The 22,910-nt window shown below is 72.3% G+C and carries 17 protein-coding genes and 1 pseudogene; 11 read left to right on the plus strand and 7 right to left on the minus strand.

The features are described 5' to 3' along the window. Positions 1 to 81 precede the first annotated feature (81 nt). The gene (locus ACZ5NW_RS06500; protein WP_468742583.1) at positions 82 to 1,443 is read left to right on the plus strand and encodes an MFS transporter; all 1,362 of its coding nucleotides are present in this window, start codon (positions 82 to 84) and stop codon (positions 1,441 to 1,443) included. Here the strand turns inward: ACZ5NW_RS06500 and ACZ5NW_RS06505 are convergent. From ACZ5NW_RS06505 to ACZ5NW_RS06520, 4 genes and pseudogenes are all read right to left on the minus strand, one after another. Next, positions 1,408 to 2,130 (minus strand): annotated as a pseudogene (locus ACZ5NW_RS06505) (alpha/beta fold hydrolase); the annotation flags it as partial. The gene ACZ5NW_RS06500 and the pseudogene ACZ5NW_RS06505 sit on opposite strands and share 36 nt — an antisense overlap. Further along, the gene (locus tag ACZ5NW_RS06510; RefSeq protein ID WP_468742584.1) at positions 2,127 to 3,272 is read right to left on the minus strand and encodes a GNAT family N-acetyltransferase; all 1,146 of its coding nucleotides are present in this window, start codon (positions 3,270 to 3,272) and stop codon (positions 2,127 to 2,129) included. The pseudogene ACZ5NW_RS06505 and the gene ACZ5NW_RS06510, both read right to left, overlap by 4 nt. Positions 3,273 to 3,342: 70 nt before the next feature. Next, on the minus strand, positions 3,343 to 4,284 hold the full coding sequence (locus ACZ5NW_RS06515; RefSeq protein WP_468742585.1) for an LLM class flavin-dependent oxidoreductase: 942 nt from the start codon (positions 4,282 to 4,284) through the stop codon (positions 3,343 to 3,345). After that, positions 4,281 to 6,275, minus strand: a complete 1,995-nt coding sequence (locus tag ACZ5NW_RS06520) for a primary-amine oxidase (protein WP_468742586.1) — start codon at positions 6,273 to 6,275, stop codon at positions 4,281 to 4,283. Before ACZ5NW_RS06520 ends, ACZ5NW_RS06515 begins: the two co-directional genes overlap by 4 nt. 527 nt (positions 6,276 to 6,802) lie before the next feature. On the opposite strand from ACZ5NW_RS06520, the gene ACZ5NW_RS06525 reads away from it, so the two are divergent. The 7 genes from ACZ5NW_RS06525 to ACZ5NW_RS06555 all read left to right on the plus strand — a co-directional run bounded on the left by ACZ5NW_RS06525 (position 6,803) and on the right by ACZ5NW_RS06555 (position 15,415). Next, positions 6,803 to 7,531, plus strand: a complete 729-nt coding sequence (locus ACZ5NW_RS06525; RefSeq protein WP_468742587.1) for a class I SAM-dependent methyltransferase — start codon at positions 6,803 to 6,805, stop codon at positions 7,529 to 7,531. 11 nt (positions 7,532 to 7,542) lie between these two features. Further along, the gene (locus ACZ5NW_RS06530; protein WP_468742588.1) at positions 7,543 to 8,829 is read left to right on the plus strand and encodes a preATP grasp domain-containing protein; all 1,287 of its coding nucleotides are present in this window, start codon (positions 7,543 to 7,545) and stop codon (positions 8,827 to 8,829) included. A 4-nt stretch (positions 8,830 to 8,833) separates the two neighbouring features. Continuing rightward, a complete protein-coding gene (locus ACZ5NW_RS06535) occupies positions 8,834 to 9,448 on the plus strand; it encodes an SET domain-containing protein (RefSeq protein WP_468742589.1) in 615 nt (204 codons plus the stop codon). A 107-nt stretch (positions 9,449 to 9,555) separates the two neighbouring features. Next, a complete protein-coding gene (locus ACZ5NW_RS06540) occupies positions 9,556 to 10,956 on the plus strand; it encodes a KamA family radical SAM protein (protein WP_468742590.1) in 1,401 nt (466 codons plus the stop codon). Between the two features lie 63 nt (positions 10,957 to 11,019). Beyond that, positions 11,020 to 12,345, plus strand: coding sequence for a lysine N(6)-hydroxylase/L-ornithine N(5)-oxygenase family protein (locus ACZ5NW_RS06545; protein ID WP_468742591.1), 1,326 nt, complete (start codon positions 11,020 to 11,022; stop codon positions 12,343 to 12,345). Then, complete coding sequence (locus tag ACZ5NW_RS06550; protein WP_468742592.1) at positions 12,342 to 13,424, plus strand: NAD(P)/FAD-dependent oxidoreductase; 1,083 nt, start codon at positions 12,342 to 12,344, stop codon at positions 13,422 to 13,424. The genes ACZ5NW_RS06545 and ACZ5NW_RS06550 overlap by 4 nt, the downstream gene beginning before the upstream one ends. Next, entirely contained in the window at positions 13,421 to 15,415 is a 1,995-nt protein-coding gene (locus tag ACZ5NW_RS06555) for a class I tRNA ligase family protein (RefSeq protein ID WP_468742593.1), read from the plus strand. Before ACZ5NW_RS06550 ends, ACZ5NW_RS06555 begins: the two co-directional genes overlap by 4 nt. On the opposite strand, the gene ACZ5NW_RS06560 is transcribed toward ACZ5NW_RS06555, so the two are convergent. Further along, positions 15,416 to 16,741, minus strand: coding sequence for a phospholipase D-like domain-containing protein (locus tag ACZ5NW_RS06560; protein ID WP_468742594.1), 1,326 nt, complete (start codon positions 16,739 to 16,741; stop codon positions 15,416 to 15,418). Positions 16,742 to 16,898: 157 nt separating this feature from the next. On the opposite strand from ACZ5NW_RS06560, the gene ACZ5NW_RS06565 reads away from it, so the two are divergent. Together ACZ5NW_RS06565 and ACZ5NW_RS06570 are read left to right on the plus strand one after the other, a co-directional pair. Beyond that, complete coding sequence (locus ACZ5NW_RS06565; RefSeq protein WP_468742595.1) at positions 16,899 to 18,449, plus strand: hypothetical protein; 1,551 nt, start codon at positions 16,899 to 16,901, stop codon at positions 18,447 to 18,449. 212 nt (positions 18,450 to 18,661) lie between these two features. Next, the gene (locus ACZ5NW_RS06570) at positions 18,662 to 19,654 is read left to right on the plus strand and encodes an SMP-30/gluconolactonase/LRE family protein (RefSeq protein WP_468742596.1); all 993 of its coding nucleotides are present in this window, start codon (positions 18,662 to 18,664) and stop codon (positions 19,652 to 19,654) included. A 65-nt stretch (positions 19,655 to 19,719) separates the two neighbouring features. On the opposite strand, the gene ACZ5NW_RS06575 is transcribed toward ACZ5NW_RS06570, so the two are convergent. Beyond that, the gene (locus tag ACZ5NW_RS06575; RefSeq protein WP_468742597.1) at positions 19,720 to 20,574 is read right to left on the minus strand and encodes a LysR family transcriptional regulator; all 855 of its coding nucleotides are present in this window, start codon (positions 20,572 to 20,574) and stop codon (positions 19,720 to 19,722) included. 68 nt (positions 20,575 to 20,642) lie between these two features. Between ACZ5NW_RS06575 and ACZ5NW_RS06580 the strand changes: the two genes are divergently transcribed. Continuing rightward, positions 20,643 to 21,545: an EamA family transporter gene (locus tag ACZ5NW_RS06580; protein ID WP_468742598.1), complete on the plus strand. Its 903-nt coding sequence runs from the start codon at positions 20,643 to 20,645 to the stop codon at positions 21,543 to 21,545. A gap of 24 nt (positions 21,546 to 21,569) precedes the next feature. Here the strand turns inward: ACZ5NW_RS06580 and ACZ5NW_RS06585 are convergent, their stop codons facing one another. Continuing rightward, on the minus strand, positions 21,570 to 22,841 hold the full coding sequence (locus ACZ5NW_RS06585) for a cation:proton antiporter domain-containing protein (protein ID WP_468742599.1): 1,272 nt from the start codon (positions 22,839 to 22,841) through the stop codon (positions 21,570 to 21,572). Positions 22,842 to 22,910 lie beyond the last annotated feature (69 nt).

Raw genomic sequence — 22,910 nt, forward strand, 5'->3', positions numbered from 1 at the left:
TCGGTGCCGCGGGGTCGGTGTCCCGCGGGTTGCTGGTAACGCGTATATGAAATATATCCGTTACCCTGTAACGTGCAAAGCATGAAGGGACGTTACGGACTGCCGCTCTACGTCGCCGGGGCCGCCGCGGCGCGCACCGGTGACGAGATCTCCGGACCCGCTCTCCTGCTGGTGGGCGTCGAAGTCACCGACTCGCCCTCGACCGGCTCCGCGCTGCTGTCCGGCATCACCATCTCGGCCGCGGTCGGCGGGCCCGTGTTCGGCGCGCTGCTCGACCGGGTGGCGCGGCCCGGGAGATTACTGACCGGCGCGTTGGCCGCCTACTCCGTCGCTCTCGCGATCATCCTGCTCGGCCTCGGGCGACTGCCGCTGCCCCTGGTCATCGCCACCGCCGTGCTGGGCGGCCTGGTCGGTCCCGCCCTGGCCGGCGGATGGACCTCGCAGCTCGCCCGGGTCGTGGACCCCGGCCGGCTGCCCCGGGCCAACGCGCTCGACGCCATGACCTACAACCTCGCCAGCCTGGCGGGCCCCGCCCTCGCCGGCGCGATCGCCCTGCTCGCCGGCGCGCCCGCCGCCGTCGCCGCGGCCATCGCCCTGATCCTGCTCGCCCTGCCCGCCGCCTGGACGCTGCCCGCGCAACCCACGGCCTCCCGCCAAGGACCCCGGACCTCGGTCGCCGGCGACCTCGTCGACGGCTTCGTCGCCATCGTGCGGGCCCGGCGACTGGCCCGCGCCACCGCGACCTCCGTGCTCTCCTTCATCGGCGTCGGCATGCTCGTCTCGTGCAGCCCCGTGCTCGGCGAGGAGACCCTCGGCTCGGCGAACTCCGGCACCTTCCTGCTGGCGGTCTTCGCGGGGGCGTCGCTCGCCGCCAACGCCGTGGTGGCCAAGCGCCCCGACACCCTGCGCCCCGACCAGGCCGTCCTCGCCAGCACCCTGGTGCTCGCCGTGTCCCTCCTCCTCGCCGCCACGGTGTCGCCGGTCGCCCTGTTCGGCGCGCTGGTCCTGGCCGGCGTGGGCGCCGGGCCCCAGCTGACCGCGCTGTTCGCGATCCGCCACCGGGAGGCGCCCGAGCGGCTGCGCGGGCAGATCTTCACCACCGGCGCGAGCCTGAAGATCACCGGCTATTCCGTGGGGGCGGCCCTCGGCGGACCGCTGGCGTCCTGGTCGCTGCCCGGCTCCCTGCTGATCGCGGCGGGCTTCGAGCTCCTGGCCGCCGCGTGCTACGTGGCCTTCACGACCGCCGGCCGCGGACCGGCGACGCGATCCGCGGCCACGCGCCAGGAGCCGCCCGTCCCGCCCGTCCTATCCGGCGACCGTGTCGACCAGCCCCTGGACCAGCGGGGTGACGGCCTCGGGAGCCTCCAGGTGCGGGAAGTGACCGACGCCCGCGACCGGGACGAGGGCGAGCCGGGTGCCGTACCGCCGACGTACCTCGGGTGACAAGGTGGCCGCGGCGCAGACCACGGTCACCGGGACCGTCGTGGCGGCCAGCGCCTCGGCCATGTCCCAGGCGAGCAGCGACCGGTACAGAGCCAGTCCGAAGCCGGCGTCCAGCGAGGTGACCGCCGCCGCCAGCTCGTCACGCGGCAGCCGCTCGCGGGCCAGGACGAAACCGTCGAGCATGCGCAGGGCGGCGGCACCGAAGTCCCCGCAGTCGCGGAAGTCCCTCACCAGCGGCTCCAGCAGCGCGGCTTCGGCGGTCGCGTCCTGCTTCTCGTAGACCCCCAGATGGACGAGCCCGTCGAGGCAGACGATGTGCGTCACGCGGCCGGGGCACCGGCGGGCCACTTCGAGTGCCACGGCGGATCCGAGCGAGTGCGCGACGATCACCACGGGCCCGTCCGGGATCCGGGCCCGCAGGAGGGCGACGACGCAGTCGGCCAGCGCCTCGACGCTCGGCGGTCCGGACAGTACCCCGGCCGGGGTGTCCCCGTGGCCGGGCAGGTCGAGTTCCACGGTGCGGTGGCGCCGGGACAGCGCCGGAAGCAGGTGTTTCCACTGGCGGCGGGAGCAGGACCAGCCGTGCACCAGCAGCACCGTCGGCCGGTCGCCCCCGGCCGGTCCGTGGACGTGATGACCGATCAGCGTCCCGGCGGGCGGGGAGGGCGACGCGGTCCGCGTGCTCATACCCACGTCCCCACCGGCCCCGCCGCCCCTTCCGGGACCTCTCGCAGGCGCGCTACGACGGCTTCCGCGCGGTCGGTCAGCGGCTTGACGCTCAGCACCTGCGGCACGGCCTCCGTGCCCCGGGTCAGTTTCGCGTGGTCACCGCCCACGCCGTACTCCAGGTGCCGTGTGCCGGGATCGGCGCAGGCGAAGGCGATGGGCAGGCGGTAGACGACGACGGAATAGGTGTGCAGCCGGTCGCCGACCTCGTAGTCGAAGCCGCAGTGGAAGCCGTACATACGGCCCGCGTGGTGCACCCACATGCTCATGGCGAACAGCCGGCCCTCCAGCTCCGCCGTGAACGCGGATGTGCGGGTGTGCCGCGCGATGGCGGAGAACCACTCGGCCATCTGCTCATACGTCGACTTCTGCCCGTACTTGAGCTCCAGGTTGTGCGCGAGCTGCGCCAGCTTCTCCACGTTGGAGTCGTCCATCAGCTCGTGCGCGGTCCGCACCCCGGCCTCGTCGAACCGCTTGAGCTCACGGCGTATCTGGTTCCGGGTCTTCTTCCGGATGACATGGTCGAAGTACTCCTCGTAGCTCGGGTAGTCACTGTGGAAGACGTGCCGGTTCGGCGCGGGTATCTCCACGAAGCCCGCGGCGCGCAGATCCGCGCGCAGCTCCGTGCGGCCGGCGTCGAGATACGGGTAGACCACGGAGGCACAGCCCCAGCGGTGGCCCACCTCGACGCTCTCGGCGATGAGGGCGCGCCGGTCGGCCCGGGCCCGCTCCGGCGACACGTCGTCCGCCTGGAGGATCCGGGAGTTGAACCACCCCCCGCACATCAGATTCGGCAGCAGGGCGCTTTGCAGCTCCTCCTCGCCGAGCCCGCTCCACGCGGGATGCGACCGCATCATCTTGTCCGCCCGTACGATCACGTCGTCGACGCCCGGGCCGAACTGTTGCAGCGTCACCCCCGCCGTCGCACGCCCCTCCTCGGACACGGCCAGGCACCCGTTGCGGGTGGGGATCCAGGGGCCGGCCTCGGCGCGCTCGACGGCGAGCCATGTGGGGTGCGCGAAAAGGTCCGCCGAGCCGCACAGGTCCGCCCAGTCCGGTGACCGCTGCGCCTCGGCCAGGGAGAGAAGCTGGATGGCACTCACACTCGCTCCTGCCTGCTGGTTCGTTTCCTTCAATTGCCTTCGGTCTCCTCGCGTCTTCGCCCGAGAGGCACTAGCGCCGAGGCGGCCCGGCGGTGATCAGTGCGCGTGCCTGGTCGAGCGTGGCCAGGTCGGGGGGAGCCTCCAGCCACCAGGTGGCGCCCCGCGCCTCGTAGGCGTCGAGGGCGCTCAGCGGGACGGGGGCGTCCGGGCCCCCGGTGCGGCCGGTGACGACGATGTCGTAGCCCGCCGGCGGCGCCCCGGAGGGGAACACGAGGCGTACGGCCCGGTCCAGGTCCTCGGGGCTGAGGGGACGGGTGTTGTCCCACGGCATCCGGACCGGGAAGAGCCCGTCGTGGGCCGCGGCGCGCCGGAAGGGCCGCCCCGGCTGCCGCACCCGGCGCTCCGTGGACCTGCGGCCGCCGCCGCCCGCCGAGGGACCGGTGGCCGCCCGCTCCGCGTCCGGCTCGTCGTACTGGATCGCTCCCGCCACCCAGATGGGCGGGGTGGGGGAGGGGACGGGCAGGAAGGCCGGGGCGTCGACCTCCGGCCCGTCCGTGCCCGAGGGGCGGCGCCAGTGCACCGGCTTGCCCTCCCAGAAGCGTCGCAACAGCTCCAGGCCGTCGTCGAGCGCCGCGGCGCGCTCGGCCGACGTGGCCGGTTCCGACGTCGCGAAGTCGTACTCGGGCGGCCTGCCGAGACCCACGCCGACCACCAGCCGGCCCCCGGACAGCTCCTGGAGCGCGGCGGTCTCCCGGGCGACCTTCCAGGGGCGGCGCCGCGCCAGTGGGGTGACGAGCGCGCCCAGGTGCCGCAGCCCGTCGGGCGCGGTGGCGGCCGCCACCGCCGCCAGCGCGATCTGCGGGTCCACCACCGGGATGTCGTCGGCGACGAAGAGGTGGTCCCAGACGAAGAAGCCGTCCCAGCCCGCCGCCTCGGCCTCGCGGGCCAGGCGCGTCAGCGCGGCCACGGATCCGAACGACCAGCAGTTGGGCACGTAGATGCCATATTTCACGCGGTCCTCCTCGCGGCGTCGGCCGGGGCGTGGCAGGATCCGCCGCCCTCGCCGGGGCGCGGTGAACGCGGCAGGTCCAGGCTGGGGTTGCGGTCGAAGAAGCCGACCGGTTTGAGCGTGAACCCCGTGTACTCCACCGGCATGACCGGCCATTCCTCGGGACGCGGGATGTGCGTGGTGCCGAAGGTGTGCCACAGCACCACGTCCTGCCCGGTCAACTCCCGGTCCGCCGCCTGCCATTGGGGCAGTCCGGCGCCTCCGGCGTGCTGGTTGGGATAGTCGCCCGCCGCGTACCGCTGGGCGGGGTCGTACCGGGTGACCCACAGGTGTTTGGTCGCGAAGGCGGCGCGCTCGGCCAGGGGGGAGCCCGGCTGCGCCAGCAGCACGGGGGACTGGTTCGGCACCAGCTTGTAGGCCACGGGCTCGCCGAGCCGGTTGCGGGACTCGTGGTTGACCACCTTCCACACCCGGCCGACCGAGGCGTCGGCCAGGCGCGCCGCCTCGGACTCGCGCCGCAGCGGTGTGCTGGAGACGGTGAAGGCGTTGCCCCGCGGGTTGTGCTCGCCCAGGGGCAGCGGGACGACGTCCACCTCCTCCACGGAGTTGTGGACCCCGTCGACCGTCATGTCCAGACGCATGTTGAACAGGTGCTGGTGGAAGGGGGCGACGACACCCGGGGCCACCGGGGTGGCGTGCGCGTTCGCGGTGCCGTCGCGCTGGGCGTTGGCGAAGACGACGCCGGTCAGTTTCGCCTCGAACTGGATGGTCCCGTCCTGGTACAGGTACCAGAAGAAGCCGTAGTCGTAGTTGCCGATCGCGGTGAAGGACGACAGGACGAGCCGCCGGGAACGCCGGGTCTCGCTGACCCCGGTGAAGTAGTCGTCGTGCTTCCACAGCACGCCGTAGTCCTCTTCGTGCATGCAGACGACGTTCGGCACGGTGTAGGGGCGCCCGTGGTCGTCCGGCAGCACGGCGTCGAAGTAGTGGATGACCCCGAGGCAGTCGCAGCCGAGGGTCAGCGAGCCCGCGACCCGGCCCAGGAGGTCCTCGCCCTCGTCGAAGTACGTCACCCAGTAGCGGGCCGGGTGCGGATCGGCGTAGGGGACCACCAACTCGGCCAGGGACGCCCGGTACAGGATCGGCCGCTCCCGGTCGCCGTCGCGGTAGGCGAGCTGGTGGAGCACCAGCCCGTCGCGCTGGTCGAAACCGACCCGGAAGCTCCAGTTCTGCCAGGTCACGCACCGCCCGTCGACCCGGAAGCTCGGCCCCTCCGGCTGGGTGATCTCCAGGGGGCGCAGATCGGTGCGGGGCGGACCCCAGTCGCCCTCGCGGAAGTTGCCGTGTTCCCGGGGCAGCGGGGCGCTGCCGTGGTCGTGGACCGCGATGACGCGCCGCTCGATGACGTCGACGCTGACGACCAGCCCCTCCACCGGGTGCGCCCACGGGCTGTCCTGCTCGTGGGCGCGCCAGAAGGTCAGCGCCCGCAGGACGCGGCGCCCCCGCTCGCCGGGATGGCCGAAGTTGCCGGGTGGCAGGCAGAGGATCACGCACAACTCGGTGTCGTGGATGCCGCGTTCGGCCATGGCCGCCTGCCAGCGGGGGTCGGACTTGACGGCCCGGGTGACCGTCTCGCCCTCCTCCATCACCAGGGGCGGCTGTCCATAGGGGTGGTGGCTGGTGTCGACCGGCCGCCAGGAGAGCAGCTCCCGCCGGGTCACGGAGACGGTGGCCTCGTGCACCGCGCCGGTCGCCGTGTCCAGCAGGACGGCGTCCAAGGCCCGTTCGACCCGGTCACCGGGGCGGTGGGCCAGGACCTCGGACTTGGCGGGCTCTCTGAGCTGCATCACCGTGAAGCGGGTCGTCCCGCTCACCTTGCCGGCGTCGGCCAGCACCTCGCGGGTGGTCGTGATCTCCTCCGCGGTGACCGGATCCAGGGGGTGGGCGGCGTGACGGTCGCGCGGCGTGGACGGTGAGGACGTCGATTCAGTCAACACGTACGGCTGCTCCAGGTTCTCGATACCGGACCGGATTCGGTGTGCGCGGATAACGCATCCGGCGTTCGATCGGCAGAGTCGTTTCGGACATCCGGGAAAGTGTCTGTATACGATCCGTGGGCCAAGTGGGGCGCGGCTGAGGCGGGATGCCGGGGAGACCAGGGGGTTTCATGCTGTCCTTCGCTGCGGGAGAAGGTCAAGGAACCGCTGTTTTCTCGCCTGTCCTATCGGGCACGATTCCATGGTCGTTGATGCTGTGACAAGATGGCGTTACATGGCACCACCAACGGTATGTGTCAGAAGTAGCCCCCCACCTCCCAGGATCATCAGGTCCGAGCAGCTCAACCGGCCCGTCCGTACAGCGGGCAATTTCTCGGAGCGCGCTCCCGCGGCGTTGTTCCGGCCTTTGTGCATTGAATTCTGATGTGTGTTCGGTGTGTGCCTTCGCCATGCCGACGCCCGGAATTCCCCGGTGCTCACCGAGTGCTCGGCCCGACCAATTCACCCTGACGAAAGGCTGTGGTGTGACCGTTCAGCAGGACTGGCAGGAAGAGGACTCCAGCGACTTCGTCGAGTTCGGGGAATATTTCGTTCCCGATCGCAAGAGGCAGATGGACACGATCGTTTCCCTGATACCCGAACCGCGGGAACCGGTCGAGATGCTGGACCTGTGCTGCGGCCAGGGCAGGCTGAGCGAGGCGCTCCTGGTGGCGTTCCCGTCGGCGACCGTGGTCGGCCTGGACCTGAGCCCCACGATGCTCACCGCGGCGGAGCGGGAACTCAAGGCGTACCAGGGCCGCTTCCGCACCGAACGGTTCGATCTGGCGGACAAGGACTGGCGGCGGCGGGAGACGGCACCCGCGGCGGTGGTCTCCTCCCTCGCCGTGCACCACCTGGACGGCGACGGCAAACGCGAGCTGTTCGCCGATGTGTTCGCCCTGCTGCGGCCCGGTGGCGTCCTGCTGCTCGCCGATCTGGTCCAGCCGGTGGGCGACAGGGGAGTGGCCCTCGCGCGCCGGGCGTGGAACGAGGCCGTGCGCGAGCAGAGCCTCACGGGATACGGCGACCTCAAGCCGTACCAGAAGTTCCACGACCTGCAATGGAGTTGCTTCGAATACCCCGACGAGCTGGACAAGCCCTCGCCGCTCTTCGATCAGCTGGGCTGGCTGCGCGAGGCGGGATTCGACGAGGTGGACACCTACTGGATGAGGGCGGGTCACGCCATCTACGGCGGCGTGAAGCCCGGAAAGTGAGGAGAAGCCACGTGCGGCGCGACTACCCCTTGATGGTCTTCGGCAACTTCGTGAACGAACTGATGACCAGCGTGCCGGTGCACCGCCACGCCGACGCCCTGGTCGCCGTCTCCCCGCGCAAGATCTGGCTGACCCAGCCCGGTGACGTCCTGGTGATCCCCAAGGCGATGTCCGAGCCCCTGCGGGACTACGCCTGCGAACTGCTCGGCTTCTCCCCCGACGAGGTGACGGTCGTCGAGGCGCCCACCGACGGTCTGGCCACCCTCACGGAGGCGGTCCGCCGCAACGGGCTGCTCGACACCCTGCGCGGCGAGGCGCGGAAACGTCCCGGCATCCGGCTCCAGGCGTTCGCCCAGGACCGCCCGGCGCTCGCGGCCGCCGCCGACATCGGCGTACCCGTCGAAGGCTACGCGGACGGACAGCCCCCCGCGTCCGCCGTCGACGCCGTCTACGACGTCAACACCAAGCCCGGTTTCCGGGAACTGGCGGGCGAGCTGGGGATCCGCGTCCCGCACGGATTCAGCTGCGCCGACCCCGACGCACTGCACACCGCGCTGGGCAAGGTGCTGACGGACCGCGGGGCGGCGGTCGTCAAACCCGCCCGTGGCTCCAACGGCTACGGCGTCAGCTTCTGGGAGTCGGCCGACCTCCCCGCGCTCCGGACGAAGCTCGACGCCTATCTGGCGACCGTCACCGAACAGCCGCCCGGCTGGGTGGTCGAGGAGCGCCTCGACTTCACCCGCGTGGTCACCGTCGAGATGGAGGTCCACGACGCCGGCCCGCGCGTGATGCACGTCGGCGAGATGCGCACCCCCAAGGGCAGCTTCAGCGGCCAGGTCACCCCCCTGGTGGCGAGCTCGTCCGCGACCGAGGAACTCGTGCGCGGCGGCCTGGCCCTCGGAGAGCACCTGCGGCGGCGGGGATACCGGGGCCCCTTCGACATCGACGGGGGCATCACCGACGCGGACGTCCTCTACTCGACCGAGAGCAACGTCCGCAAGACCGGCTGCACTTACCTGGACCTGCTGGTCGGGCGGCTGCTCGGGGAGGAACGCGCCGGGCGCTCGGTGTGGATCGCCGACTCCCGGACCGGCGGGACACAACCGGACCTGACGGCGGGCCTGGCCCGGCTGCGGCAGGCGGGCCTGGACTTCACGCCCGGGGCCGAGGCCGGCGTCGTCCTGACCTCCGACACCCTCGCCTTCGACGGGAAGTGGCGCTATCTCGTGCTCGGGACGAGCCATGAACACGTCGACGAGCTGGAGTCACGCCTGACCGACGCGCTGAAGCTGGACTGAGGCCATGCTGACGAGCGGAATCGACGTCCGTGCCAGCACCACGCACAACGTGGGACTGTTCGCGACCGAGACCGTCCCCACCGGGACGGTGGTCTGGCTGCCGTGCACCAAGTGCTCACGGTGGGACAAGGACGAGGTCGCGGCCCTGCCCCCGGACCGCTTCACCGCGCTCGACACCTACGGACACCTGCTGGCCGACGGCAGCCTGCTCCTGCCGTGCCTCGGCGCCTATCTGATGAACCACTCCTGCGAGGCCAACGTGCTGGACTTCGGCCTCGACTTCGGCCTGGCCGTGCGGGACATCGCCCCCGGCCAGGAGATCACCTGCGACTACGCCACCTTCGTCGAGGACAGCGGCTGGAGCATGCGATGCCGCTGCCGCAGCCCCCGCTGCCGCGGACAGGTCACCACCGAGCAGGGCGCCGACCCGGGCATCCGGCGCGACTGGCGCGAACGGATCGAGGCGGCGCTGCCCTGGGTCGCCACCACCGACCAGCCGCTGCGGGACGTCCTCGTGGGGCTGAGCGAGCCCTACCGCCGCATCCTCGGCGGATCGACCCGCCTGGAGCAGGTCTCGACCGGCGCGAGCGTGTGCGCGCCCGCCTTCATCACCCGGTGACAGCCGGCCGGGCGCACGTCCCGGCATCGGCGGCCCGGGCCGTGGCGGCCGGCCACCCCGTACGCCACGGCCCGAGCCCGCTGCCACGGGCAGCCGAGAGGATTCACATGTCCGACGTCCTGCAGCCCTACGCGTACCAGTACCGCGAGGCCGGCGAGCCCGACCCGCGGCGATTACCGGGATGGCGCGACGTCTCCGCCGCCGAGTGGAACTCCCCCCAGTGGCAGCGCGCGCACTGCGTCAAGAACGTCCGGCAACTGCGCGCCGTCCTGGGGGACCTGGTCGACGACACCTTCTTCGCCGACCTGGAGCGCGACGGACGCGAACGCGCGACGATGTCCCTGCTCGTCACCCCGCACATGATCAACACCATGGCGCCCGGCACACCCCCGCGCGGACCCGGGAGCCTGACCGACGCCTTCTACGCCGACCCCGTGCGCCGGTACATGCTGCCGGTCTTCTCCGACCGCCGCGCCGACTTCCCCTCCCACCCGTACGCGGAGCGGGACTCCCTGCACGAGCGCGACATGTGGGTGGCCGAGGGCCTCACCCACCGCTACCCCACCAAGGTGCTGGCGGAACTGGTGGCCACCTGCCCGCAGTACTGCGGGCACTGCACCCGGATGGACCTGGTGGGCAACTCGACGCCGTCGGTGACCAAGACACGGTTCGCCCTCACCCCCCAGGCGCGGCTCCAGGCCATGATCGAATACCTGCGCAAGACCCCCGGCGTGCGGGACGTCGTCGTGTCCGGCGGCGACCTCGCCAACGTGCCCTGGCCCCGCGTCGAGGCGTTCGTCCAGGCCCTGCTGGACGTCGGCTCCGTCCGGGACATCCGCCTGGCCAGCAAGGCACTGATCGGCCTGCCCCAGCACTGGACGGACCCGCGCGTCCTGGACGGCATCGCGCGACTGACCGCCACCGCCCGCTCCCGTGGCGTCCAGATCGCGCTGCACACCCACGCCAACGCTGCCCAGCAGGTCACCGAGAGCGTGTCCCGCGCGGCCCGGCAGCTCATCGAGGCCGGCCTGCGCGACGTACGCAACCAGGCCGTCCTGCTGCGCACGGTCAACGACACCCCGGCCGCCCTGCTCGACCTGTGCTTCGCCCTGCTCGATTCGGCGGGCGTCATTCCGTACTACTTCTACCTGTGCGACATGATCCCGCACAGCGAGCACTGGCGGACCTCCGTCGCGGAGGCGCAGGAACTCCAGCACGCCATCATGGGATACCTGCCGGGCTTCGCTACCCCGCGCATCGTCTGCGACGTGCCCATGGTCGGCAAACGCTGGGTCCACCAGCTGTCCGCCTACGACCGCGTGCGGGGCATCTCCTACTGGTCCAAGAACTACCGCACCTCCCTCGACGAGGGAAAACCGGAGGACCTGACCCGGCTGCACGAGTACTACGACCCCCTCTACACGCTCCCCCCGGAGGGCCGGAAGTGGTGGGAGTCGCACGCCCCGCGCCCGGCATCCCTGACGCCCGCCTGCTCCGCGGCCCCGTGAGGAGCCGCCCGCGGCCCGCGGCGGCCCCGCACCGGCCGACGCCTATCCAAGAGAGGTCACGACATGGCGCATGACAGTCCCGGCGGCGGCACCGCGGCGCACTACCGCTGCGTCGGAGTGGGAGCCGGGCCGGCGAATCTCAGCCTCGCCTCGCTCCTGTGCGGCGACCCGGAGGTGTCCAGCCTCTTCCTCGACCGCAAGGACTCCTTCGACTGGCACGACGGCCAGCAGATCCCCGGCACCACGCTCCAGGTCTCCCTGTTCAAGGACCTGGTGAGCCTCGCCGATCCCGGCAGCCCCTTCTCGTTCCTCTCCTACCTGCACGACCAGGGGCGCGTCTACCACTTCCTCAACGCCCAGTTCTCCAGCGTGCCGCGCCAGGAGTTCCGCAACTACCTGGCCTGGGCCTGCCGTCGCAACCCGAACCTCGCCTTCGGGGAGGAGGTCCGGGAGGTCGCCTTCGACGGCGTCTTCCGGGTGCGCACCGCCCACCGGACCGTGACCGCCGACAACATCGTCGTCGGCGTCGGCAGCCGCCCCCATCTCCCGCCGGAGGCACGGGCGTCCCTCGGGCCCACCAGCTTCCACGTCAGCGAGTTCCTGGACCGCGCCCAACACATGGGCGGCAAGCGGATCGTGGTCATCGGCGGAGGCCAGTCGGGCGCCGAGGCGTTCCTCGACCTGGTGTCCCGGCCGGCCGCCGACATGCCCCGGCGGGTGAGCTGGCTGTCCCGGCGACGCAACTACTTCCCGATCGACGACTCGCCCTTCACCAACGACTTCTACACGCCGAGCCACTCGGACTACTTCTACGGCCTGCCGCCGCACGCCCGGCACGAGTTCAACGAACGGCACGTCCTGACCAGCGACGGGATCTCCGAGGACACGCTGCGGTCGATCTACCAGCAGCTGTACGTTCGCCGGTTCATCGACCAACTGCCCGACCTCGTCGGCCTGTACCCCAACCGCGAGGTCACCGCCATCACCCGGGGCATCGCGGGCGGCTGGGTCGTCACGGCCCGGCACAACGACCATCCGCACGCGACGGAACAGCACGAGGCCGACGTCGTCGTCTGGGCGACCGGCTTCCGGCCCGCGCCGATGGACTTCCTCGCCCCGCTGGCCCACCGGCTGGAGGTGGAGCACGACGAACCCCGCATCGACCAGGACTTCGCCGTGTACTGGGACGGCCCGCCGCACCGCGACATCTTCCTGCAGAACGCCGCGCGCCGACAGCGCGGCCTGGCCGATCCCAATCTCAGCCTGAACGCCTGGCGCAGCCGGCGCATCGCCGACCGGCTGCGCGGACTGCGCGGCAACGACCAACTGCCGTCCTTCATCGAGTGGTCGTCCAAGGCCGCTCCGCGCAACCCCTGGCCGGCCTCATGACCACGGCGGCCGGCACCCACGTCGACGTCGCCGTCGTCGGCGCGGGGGTGATCGGGACCATGACCGCACGGGAGATCCTGACCCGGCACCCGGACAGCGCGCTACTGGTCCTCGACCGGGACACCGTCGCCTCCGGCGCCACCCGCCGGTCGGCTGGACTGCACTTCCCCCGTGGCGCCACCGAACGCGTGCGCCGCATGTCCGCCTACAGCCAGGACTTCTACCGAGGACTGCGCCGGGAGCGCCCCGACGCGCCCATCCGCCCGCTGGCCATGACGGTGATCGCCGCCGAGGACGCGGAGCACGAGCTGCGCGAGGCGTATCTGGACCGTGCCGCCCTGCGGCGCGTCCCCCGGCCGCCGCGCGACTGGCTGCGCGTCCCCGCGGGCTGCGCGGTGTGGCAGGGCGACGGCTGCCAGTACGCGGACGTGCCCCGGCTCACCCACGACCTCGTCCGCACCCTGCGCGACCGGGCCGCCTGGCACGAGGGCGTCGGCGTGGTCGCGGTCCGGCCGTCCCGGGACGCCGTGGCACTCGACCTGACCAACGGCCTTACGGTGACGGCGAGTTGTGCCGTGCTCGCCCCCGGCCCCTGGCTCGCGGCGCCCGCGTGGCGGCAGCTCGTCGCCCCGCTGGGCCTGCGCGTGAAGAAGGTCGTCGCACTGCACCTGGACATCGCCCCGGACCGGGACGACCCCGCCCTCGTCTTCCACGACGAGGACGCCTTCCTGCTGCCCCTGCACCACCGCGGGCACTGGCTGTTCAGCTACACCTGCCAGGAGTGGGACGTCGATCCGGACACGGTCGCACGCGGCATCTCCGCACGGGACCTGCACCAGGCGCGGACCGTACTGGCGCGCTACGCGCCGCGACTCGTCGAGCGGTGCACTTCCGGCCGTGTCTTCTGCGACGCCTACAGCCCCACCAGGGAGCCCGTGGTCGCCGCCCTGGACGAGCACCGCCGCACGGTCTTCGTCGGCGCCGCCAACGGTTCCGGCTATCGCCTCGCACCCGCCATGGCCGCCGAGGCCGTGGGGCTGCTTCCGCCTCTTCACCACAGGACGGGGACTCACACGTGATCATCGACAGGTACGACCGGGACCGGCTGCACGAGGCGTTCGGCATCGGGATGAGCGACGTCGAGGGGCTGGACGTGGGCGCCGCCTGGGGCAGGATCCCCCCGGGCGGCAGCACGCGGAGCCACCATCACGACGAGACCGAGTGCTTCGTGATCGTCGCGGGCCGGGGCGCCCTCGTCACCGACGACCACAGCCACCCGCTGGAGCCCGGCACCGTCGTCGTGTGCGAGCCCTTCGAGTCCCATGTGCTGGAGAACCGCGGCGACACGGACCTGGTCTTCCTCACCCAGTACTGGCGCGACGCGCGGCGGGCACTGGCCGCGGTCACCGAAGCCGACCGCAGGGCCGCCGGAGAACGCCCCGTCTTCGTCTTCTCCACCCCGCCCACCCCCAACGGGGACCTCCACCTCGGACACCTGTCCGGCCCCTACCTCGGCGCCGACGCCTACGTACGGTTCCAGCGCATGAACGGCGCCCGCGCCTGGCACCTGACCGGCAGCGACGACTACCAGAGCTACGTCCTCGCCGCGAGCCGGAAGGAAGGCCGCGACCCCGCGCGGACCGCCGCCCACTACAGCGACGAGATCGCCGAGACCCTGCGGCTGATGGACATCCATCCCGACCAGTACACCGTGACCAGCACCGACGGAACCTATCCCGACGGCCTGCGCCGGTTCTTCACCCGCCTCCTGGAATCCGGCCCGGTGACCGTACGGCAGGACGACGCGCTGTTCGACGCGACCACCGACGACTACCTCTACGAGGGGGACGTCAGCGGCGGCTGCCCGCACTGCGCGGCCGGCACGGGCGGCAACATCTGCGAGGAGTGCGGAGAACCCAACCTCGTCACCGACCTCAGGGCCCCGGACTCCGCGTTGAGCCCGGCCGCGCCCCGGCGGGCCCCCGTCAGCCGCTACTCCCTGCCGCTCCACGAACTGCGCACGGCGGTGGCCGACCACCACCGGCTGGGACGCGTGCCCGCCCGGCTGCGGGACCTGGCGCGCCGCGTCTTCGACCGGCCCCGGCTGGACCTGCCGCTCACCCACCCCTCCACCTGGGGCGTCACCCCCGCCGAGACCACCCTCGCGGACCAGGTCATCTGGGTGTGGCCGGAGATGTCCTACGGCTTCCTGCACGGCATCGAAGCCCTCGGCCGGCGGCTCGGCGAGTCATGGGAGGCGCTCACCCCGCAACCCGACTGGAAGATCGTCCACTTCTTCGGCTACGACAACAGCTTCTACCACTCCGTGCTCTACCCGGCGCTCTACCGGCTGGCGTTCCCGCACTGGACCCCCGACATCGACTACCACGTCAACGAGTTCTACCTCCTGGACGGCGGCAAGTTCTCCACCAGCCGCCGGCACGCCGTGTGGGGCAAGGACATCCTCACCCCCGACAGCGTCGACGCCGTGCGCTACTTCCTCTCCCGCACCCGGCCGGAGGGTACCCGCACCGACTTCACCCCCGCCGCCTACGAGAGAGTCCTGCACGACGTCCTCATCGGCACCTGGCAGGCCTGGCTGACCGACCTGGGCCGGCGGATCGACGCACACCACGGCGGCACCGCGCCCGACGCCGGCAACTGGACGCCAGAACACTCCGCCTTCCTCGGCCTCCTGGGCGGCCGGCTCGCCGCGCTCACCCGGAGCCTGGGCCCCGGCGGGTTCTCCCTGCGCCGGGCCGCCGCCGAACTGGACGGCATCGTCGACGACGTGGTGCGGTTCAGCGCCGCGGAGCGACCGGTCGCCGACGACGACGCGTGGGGCGACGAGAACCGCACCTCCCTCGCGCTCGAACTCGCCGCCGCCCGACTGCTGGCGGCGACCGCCGCGCCGGTGATGCCCCGCTTCGCCGCCCGTCTGTCCGCCGCACTCGACCTCCCCGAACCGGCCGTCTGGCCCGAGACGGTGGAACTCCTCACCCCCGGATCGAAGGTGGGACTCTCGTCAGCCGTGTTCTTCCGCCCGGACACCCGCGCCGAGCCGGCGTAGTCAACCGCCGCAGGCGGTGCGGATCTTGTAGAAGGCGCTCAGATACTTCGCGTGGTAGGCCGCGCTGGTGATCCGTACGAGCGCCTCGTCGGCCGACCGCAGCGACGACCCGGTGAGATTGGCGCTGCCGGTGTAGACGAGCGGGGTGATGTCACCGCCGTGATCGCCGTCGACCAGCATCTCCTTGTTGTGCGGGCGCACGTCGATGCCCGGGCCGTGAGGGATGCGGCATCTGCGGTGCTGGATGCCGGCGGCGGTCAGCTTGGCGGTGACGGTGCTGTCGCTCTCGGCGTAGAGGATGTCGATCCAGCAGCCCCGGCCGCGCAGTTGGGCCAGTTTGTCGGCGACCTGGACGCGTGAGCCGAAGAAGCTGTGCGTCACGATGCGGATGTCGGTCTGGTGCCGCTTGCCGTCCGCGCCGGTGTGAGCGCAGCCGATCTCGTTCAGCGCGGCGACCATGTTGTCGGTCGCCTTGTTGTGGTACGAGCTGTCGCCGCGCGGGAAGAAGGAGGCGCGGAAGCCGGCGCTGCTCGCCGTGGAGAAGTGGGCCCGGTTGTCGCCCCCGGCGAGCGTCCGGCCGCGGCGCTGCATCTCGTGGTACGCGGCGTAGCCGTCGTAGACGGTGCTGTTGGAGAAGGTGACGGCGTCGTTGAACGACTCGACCTTGTACCAGTCGGAAAGATTGGAGGAGGTCTGGAAGACGACTTTCGAGTAGCGGGTGCCGTCGGCGAACGGCCCGATCCTCGAAAAGAGGAAGAACTTGTTGTGGTTGTACGCCGGTTGGGGCGGGGCGACGCTCAGACAGCCGCGCCGCACGTCGTCCACGCCGTCGGCGTCCTCGAACCGGTCGTCGCAGACCACGATCCACGAGCGCGCGGTGTCATCGGTCCCCAGCCCGGCCCGCAGGGACCGGAAGGGCGCGTTGGCGTACTCGGCGCCGTCGCTGCCGACATACGTCGAGTCGTCGACGACGAGCCGGACGTCGACGCCCCGGCGGTGAGCGGCGAGGAGCGCGTCGGCGACCTCCTGGTCGGCGAACTCGAACACCGAACCGCGGATCTGCTCCCCGGCCGGCGTGGCGTCGATCAGCTGGACGAGCTGAGTGAAGATCGCCTTCTGCTGCGCCGGAGCACCCAGCGGATCGTTGAACACGGGGCCGTTGACGACCGGCTTGACCAGAGCGGCGGCGGGCGCCGCCCCGCCGAGGAGGAGCGCGGCGATCAGCGACACGACGGCGACGACCGCGGCCGACGGTGTGCGCGGTCGCCGCGGCCGGGAACTTCGCTGTAACCCGGCGCGGTACGGGGGGTGTGCGTTACCGGTCATGCATGCGAGCCTTCCGCGCCGCGCCGGGGCTGACCTCTGACGGAGTGTCGAATTCATCCGTACGGCGCAGTTGGGCGCGGCGTCCCCATCTCGCCCGCCGCCGGCCCGGGCGAAAACCGGGCGGCGGCGCAGGAACCCCGCCCGGCAGAATGCTCCCGTGACCCCTGTGCTGCGCGGGCTCGCCGCCAACCCGGCCCTGCCGACCGAGCTCGTCGACGAGCTGATCGGCCTCGCGGACGACGATCTCGCCGAGGTCCTCTCCTGCCGCGTGGATCTCGGCCGGGACCAGGCCGTCGCCCTCGTCCGGCGGTTCCCGGACCTGGCGGTGCGCCTCGCCTACGACCGCAGGCTGACCGTCGCCGATGTCGACCCCGTGACGCAACCGCGTGCCGCGCTGGCCCTCCTGGACGAGGGGGCCGGCCACCCGGACTGGGCCCGCCGTTTCGCGGTCGATCCGGTCGTCGAGCACCGGGAGAAGCTGGCGGCCTGCCCCGGTCTGCCCCCCGATGTCGTGGAGACGCTCGCCGCCGACGCGGACGCGGAGGTCGTCGCCGAGCTGGCCCTGTGGGCGGGCCCGGAGACGGCCGCCCGGCTCGCGCGGCATCCGCACGCGGAGGTGCGCGGCGCGGTGGCGGTCAACGAGGCGACGCCGCCGGCCGTGCTGGCGACGCTGATCACAGGGGAGGGGCTGGAGCCGGCCCGGGCGTGCCTGGTCTGCGACCGCGAGCCGACTCCCTTCACGCACGCCCCGGACTGCCCGCGCCTCGACTGCACGCTGCCGCCCGGTGCCTCCTGCGACGGCTCCCACGAGTCCACCACGCACACCATGTACGCGAGGGCGTTGGGCAACCCGGCCACACCAGCCGCGGCCGTCGCCGGCTTCGCCGGCCACCCCTCGATGCTGCTCCGCTTTCCGCTGGCGGCCCGCCCGGACCTGCCCCCGGCCGTGTACCGGCGGCTCGCCCGGGATCCCGTTCCGGGGGTGCGCGCCGACCTCGCGGAGAATCCGGCGATCGACGAGACCGTGGCGCGCACGCTGGCCGCCGATCCCGACCCGGACGTCCGGCGGGCTCTCGCGCACAATCCGCGCCTGCCGTTCGACGTGCTCGCCGACGTGGCCGCCGTCACCAGGATCGGTCCGACGCTGCTGCCTCGGGTGGCCGCCGCGTCCCCCGCCGAGGTCGCGGAGCTCGCCGCCTCCCCGGATCCGACGCTGCGGATGCTGCTGGCCGTGCGGCGCGATCTGCCGCCCGCGATCCGCGACCGGCTGGCCGTGGACCCCGACGCGAAGGTCGTCGCCGCCATCGCGTCGCACCCCGGCCTCTCCGACGCCCTGCTGCGCGCCATGACCGAGCGGCACGGCACCCGGGTCGTCGCCCGAGTGGCGGCCAACCCCGACGCCTCACCGGCGCTGCTGAACGATCTGGCCCGGCAGCGGCCTCCCGTGCCCAGGGCGCTGCGCGAAATAGCCCGGCACCCGCGCGCTGCGGCCCCCGCGCTGCTTGCTTGCCTGGCGGACGTACGGGCCCGCCCCCTGGCCGCGGCCCATCCGGCGCTGCCGCCGGCCACCGTCGTGGACCTCCTCACCGACACCGACGCCGACGACGAGGTCGCCGAGGCCGCCGCGAGCAACCCGTCCTTGCCCCCTGCCGTCATGACCCGCTTGCTGTCGCACCACCGCGAGACGACCCCGCACCGCCGAGGCTGATCGGCCCCCGCGCAGGCACGGGGCGAGACGCTCCCCCCCCGTGATGGACCACCCTCGACGGTCACCCGCATGCGCGGCAACCGGGCCCCTGGCGTGGCCCGCTCGGGCGAATCCCCGGCCACGGTTACCGTTCCGGGCCCCCGGACTGCCGTCAATTCTCTTTCGGGCGCCGCGCCGCCGGTGCCTCATGCCCCGTTCGAGAAGAGGTCCGCATGCCCAGACCGTCCCGCCTGGCCGGTGCCGCCACGGCCGCTCTCGCCCTCGGCCTGCTCACCGCGGTTCCCGCGGCCAGTGGCGAGTCGACCGCGCAGATCACCCGCATCATCGCCCACTTCGACCTGTCCGCCGGGCAGACCCCGGAGAACATCGCCCTGGAGCCCGACGGCTCCGCCGATCTGACGTTCGCCTTCGCCCGCCAGATCGCGAACGTCACCCGGCAGGGCGACACCCGGATCCTCGCGACCCTCCCCGCCGTAGCGAACCCGAACACGCCGATCATCCACAACGCGATCGTGACCGGCATCGCCCGCGCCCACGACGGCACGCTCTACGTCAACTACGCCACCGGTACCCCCAGGACCGGCGTCTGGCGCCTCGCCCCCGACGGCAGCGCCCCCCGCCAGATCGCCCAGCTGCCGGCCGACGGCCTGCCCAACGGCCTGGCCCTGGACGAACGCCGGGGCGTGCTCTACGCCGCCGACTCCGTACGGGGCACGGTCTGGCGCATCCCCCAGCGGGGCGGCAGGCCCACGGCCTGGGCGACGGGCACCGCGCTCGACCCGCTCCCGGCACCCCCCGCCAGCGGCTTCGGCGCCAACGGCCTCAAGTTCCACGGCGACGCCGTGTGGGTGTCCAACACCGATCGCGGGACACTGCTGCGCATCCCGGTGCGCCCCGACGGGTCCGCCGGCCTGATCGCCACCCGGGCGAGCGGACTCGGCGCGATCGACGACTTCGCGTTCACCGGCCGCGGCGACACCGTGCTGGCCGCCCTGATCCAGGCCAACCAGGTGATCCGGATCCGCCCCGACGGCAGCCGTGTCGTCGTCCTCACCCAGCAGGACGGCCTGTCCAACCCGACCTCCGTGGCCGTACGCGACCACTCCGTCTATGTGCCGAGCGCCGCCTACTTCACCGGGCGGGACCCGAACCTCCTCCTCGCCCATCTGCCCGGCCACCTCCCGTGGCCGCACCTCTGGAAGTAGTCCCCGGCACAGCGCAAGGGGCGCAAGGGAACGCCGGCTCGGTCGAGCCGGCGGGCCTCGGGCCGTCAGTCGCCCCGGTAGAGAGCGGTGAGCAGTTCGATCGCCGCCTGGGTGAGGGGGTGCGGGTCGTCGCGCCACCACGCGAGGCGTACGGCGATGGGTTCGGCGTCGCGCACCGGCCGGTAGACCACGCCGGGCCGGGGGTACTGGTGCGCGGTGGACTCCGCCGTCATACCGACGCAGCGCCCGCTGGAGATGACGGTCAGCCAGTCGTCGACGTCATGGGTCTCCTCGGTGGCCGGCCGGGAGCCCGGCGGCCACAGCTCGGGGGTGGTGGTTCCGGTCCGCCGGTCGATCAGCAGCGTGCGCTCGCCGAGGTCGGCGAGCCGCAGCGAACGGCGTGCGGCCAGCGGATCGTCGGCGGACAGGGCGCACAGGCGCCGCTCCAGGCCGATGATGGCCGTGTCGAAGCGGCGGTCGTCCAGGGGCTTGCGGACGACGGCGAGATCGCAGGAGCCCTCCGCCAGCCCGGCGGTGGCGGAGTTGACCCGGACCAGGTGCAGATCCGTCCCGGGGTGCGCCTGGGCCCAGCGGCGCTGGAACGCCGGGGTGTGCCGGCCGAGCGCCGACCAGGCGTAGCCGATCCGCAGGCTGGTGTGGCCCGAGGTGGCCTCCCGCACCAGGTCGTTCACCTCGCCGAGGACCCGCCGGGCCCGGTCCACCACCCGCAGCCCGGCGGCGGTCGGCGTCACCGAGCGCGAGGTGCGGCGCAACAGCCGTACGCCCAGGGCCCGTTCGAGTGAGGCGAGGGTCCGGGAGACCGCCGCCTGGGAGACGCCGAGGGCGATGGCCGCGTCGGTGAAGGTGCCCTCCTCGACGATGGCCACGAGACAGCGCAGCTGCCGTAGCTCCACATCCATGACTGAAGTGTATGGATCGCGGTGTCGACGCATTTTGTGCAAGCGTCGGCGCGGCGCACGATCGGGGCATGCGTCGCGCTCCCGCCACGGTTCCCGTGTCCTCCGTGCCGTCCTCGCGGACGACCGCCCCCGTGACGTCGGGCGCGCGGCTCGCCGGCGTGGCCACGATGGCCGGCAGCGGTCTGTCGAACCAGGTCGGCGCGGCGCTCGGCTCGCTCGCCTTCCCCGTCCTCGGGCCGCTGGGCGTGGTCGCGGTCCGCCAGTACGTCGCCGCCTTGGTCCTGCTCGCCGTCGGCCGCCCCCGACCCCGGGACTTCACCCGCGAGCAGTGGCGGCCGGTGCTCGCGCTGGCCGTGGTGTTCGGCACCATGAACCTGTCGCTCTACAGCGCCATCGACCGCGTCGGTCTGGGCCTGGCGGTCACGCTGGAGTTCCTCGGCCCGCTCACGATCGCCCTCACCGCCGCCCGGCGCCGCGTCGACGCCTGCTGTGCGGCCGTCGCCGCGGCGGGCGTCGTCACTCTGATGCGTCCCCGGCCCTCGACCGACTACGTGGGCCTGGGTCTGGGCCTGCTGGCCGCGTGCTGCTGGGCGTCGTACATCCTGCTCAATCGCAGCGTCGGCCGCCGTATCCCCGGCGCGCAGGGCTCCGCCGCGGCGGCCGGGATCTCCGCGCTGATGTTCCTTCCGGTCGGCGTCGTCCTCGCACTGAGGCAGCCGCCGACCGCCGGGGCCGTCGGCTGTGCCGTCGCCGCCGGTGTGCTCTCCTCCGCGGTGCCCTACCTCGCCGACCTGTTCACCCTGCGCCGGGTGCCCGCCCAGGCGTTCGGGCTGTTCATGAGCGTCAATCCGCTCCTCGCCGCCCTCGTCGGCCGGATCGGACTGGGCCAGGAGCTGGGCGGTCCGGAGTGGGCGGGCATCGGCGCCGTCGTGGCCGCCAACGCCCTCAGCCTCGTCGTACGACGAGGCTGAGGGACGTGGTCCGCGTGGTGGCGCTCACGCGCGCTCGTGGGAGCCGGTGAGTTCGGAGACGTCGGCGGAGGGGGCCTCGGCGCCGTCCTTGCCGGCGGGCCGTCCCAGCAGCCAGGTCAGCAGCGGACCCGCCATCGCCGTCGTCACCACGGCCATGACGACCATCAGGGAGTACAACTCCTGCTTGAGGAAGCCCAGTTGCAGACCCACGTTCAGGACGATGAGTTCGGTGAGGCCGCGGGTGTTCATCAGGGTGGCCAGCGCGGCCGACTGCCGGACCGGCATCCGGTTCAGACGGGCGGCGGCGAACGCGCCGAGGAACTTGCCGCCCACGGCCACCAGCAGGATGAGCCCGAGGTCCCCGAGCCCGCTCGCGTCGAGCCCCGAGAGGTCGACCTTGAGGCCGGCGACCAGGAAGAACACCGGCAGAAGCAGGGTTCCGCTCATCTGGCCGAGCCGCTCGTGCACTTCATGGCGGAGCCGCTCGGTGCCGGACCGCGGCAGGACGACGCCGAAGAGGAACGCGCCGAAGATGTAGTGCAGGCCCACCCACTCGGTGGCGGCGGCGGACAGCAGCAGACCTGCGAGGATGCAGGCGAACACGGTCGGCGTGAGCCGCGGCGCGGGCCTGCGCTCCACCAGGCGGCGCAGCACGGGACGCACCAGGAACAGCATGCCCAGCAGATAGGGGACGGCGAGCAGGATCCGCCACTGGTCGGGACCCGCCGAGCCGCTGATGGCGACCACGGCGGCGAGCAGCGACCAGGCGAGGACGTCGTCGATGGACGCGCAGGCCAGCGCCACCACGCCCAGCGGGGTACGGGCCATGTCCCGGTCGGTGAGGATCCGGGCCAGCACCGGGAACGCCGTGATCGACATGGCGATGCCCATGAAGAGCATGAACGCCGTCTTGTCGTGGGTGCCGTGATCGTCCATCAGGTAGAGCGCCAGCAGGGTGCCGAGGCCGAACGGCAGCAGGATCGAACTCAACGAGACGCTGGGCGCGATGGCCCCGCTGCCCCGGATCAGGGCCGCGTCCCACTCCAGCCCGACGATGAACATGAACACGGCCACACCCACCGCGGCCAGGGCGCCGAGCAGGGGCCGGATGTCCTGAGGTAACAGGGAGTCGGAGATCGCCCCGTGGAAGAAGGTCGGCCCCAGCGCGATACCGGCGAGGACCTCACCGATCACCGCGGGCTGGCCCAGACGCCGGGCCAGCGCGCCGAGGAGCCGCGCGAGCAGCACCATGACGGCCAGGCCGACGAGGAGGGAGGTGGTCTGTTGCGTCGTCATGCGGTCTGTCTCCGTCCGGTGCGCAGCGGCTCGTGGCCGCGCGTGCTGGGGCGTGGAGGTGCAGGGCCG

The sequence above is a fragment of the Streptomyces sp. NPDC032126 genome (assembly GCF_055580085.1).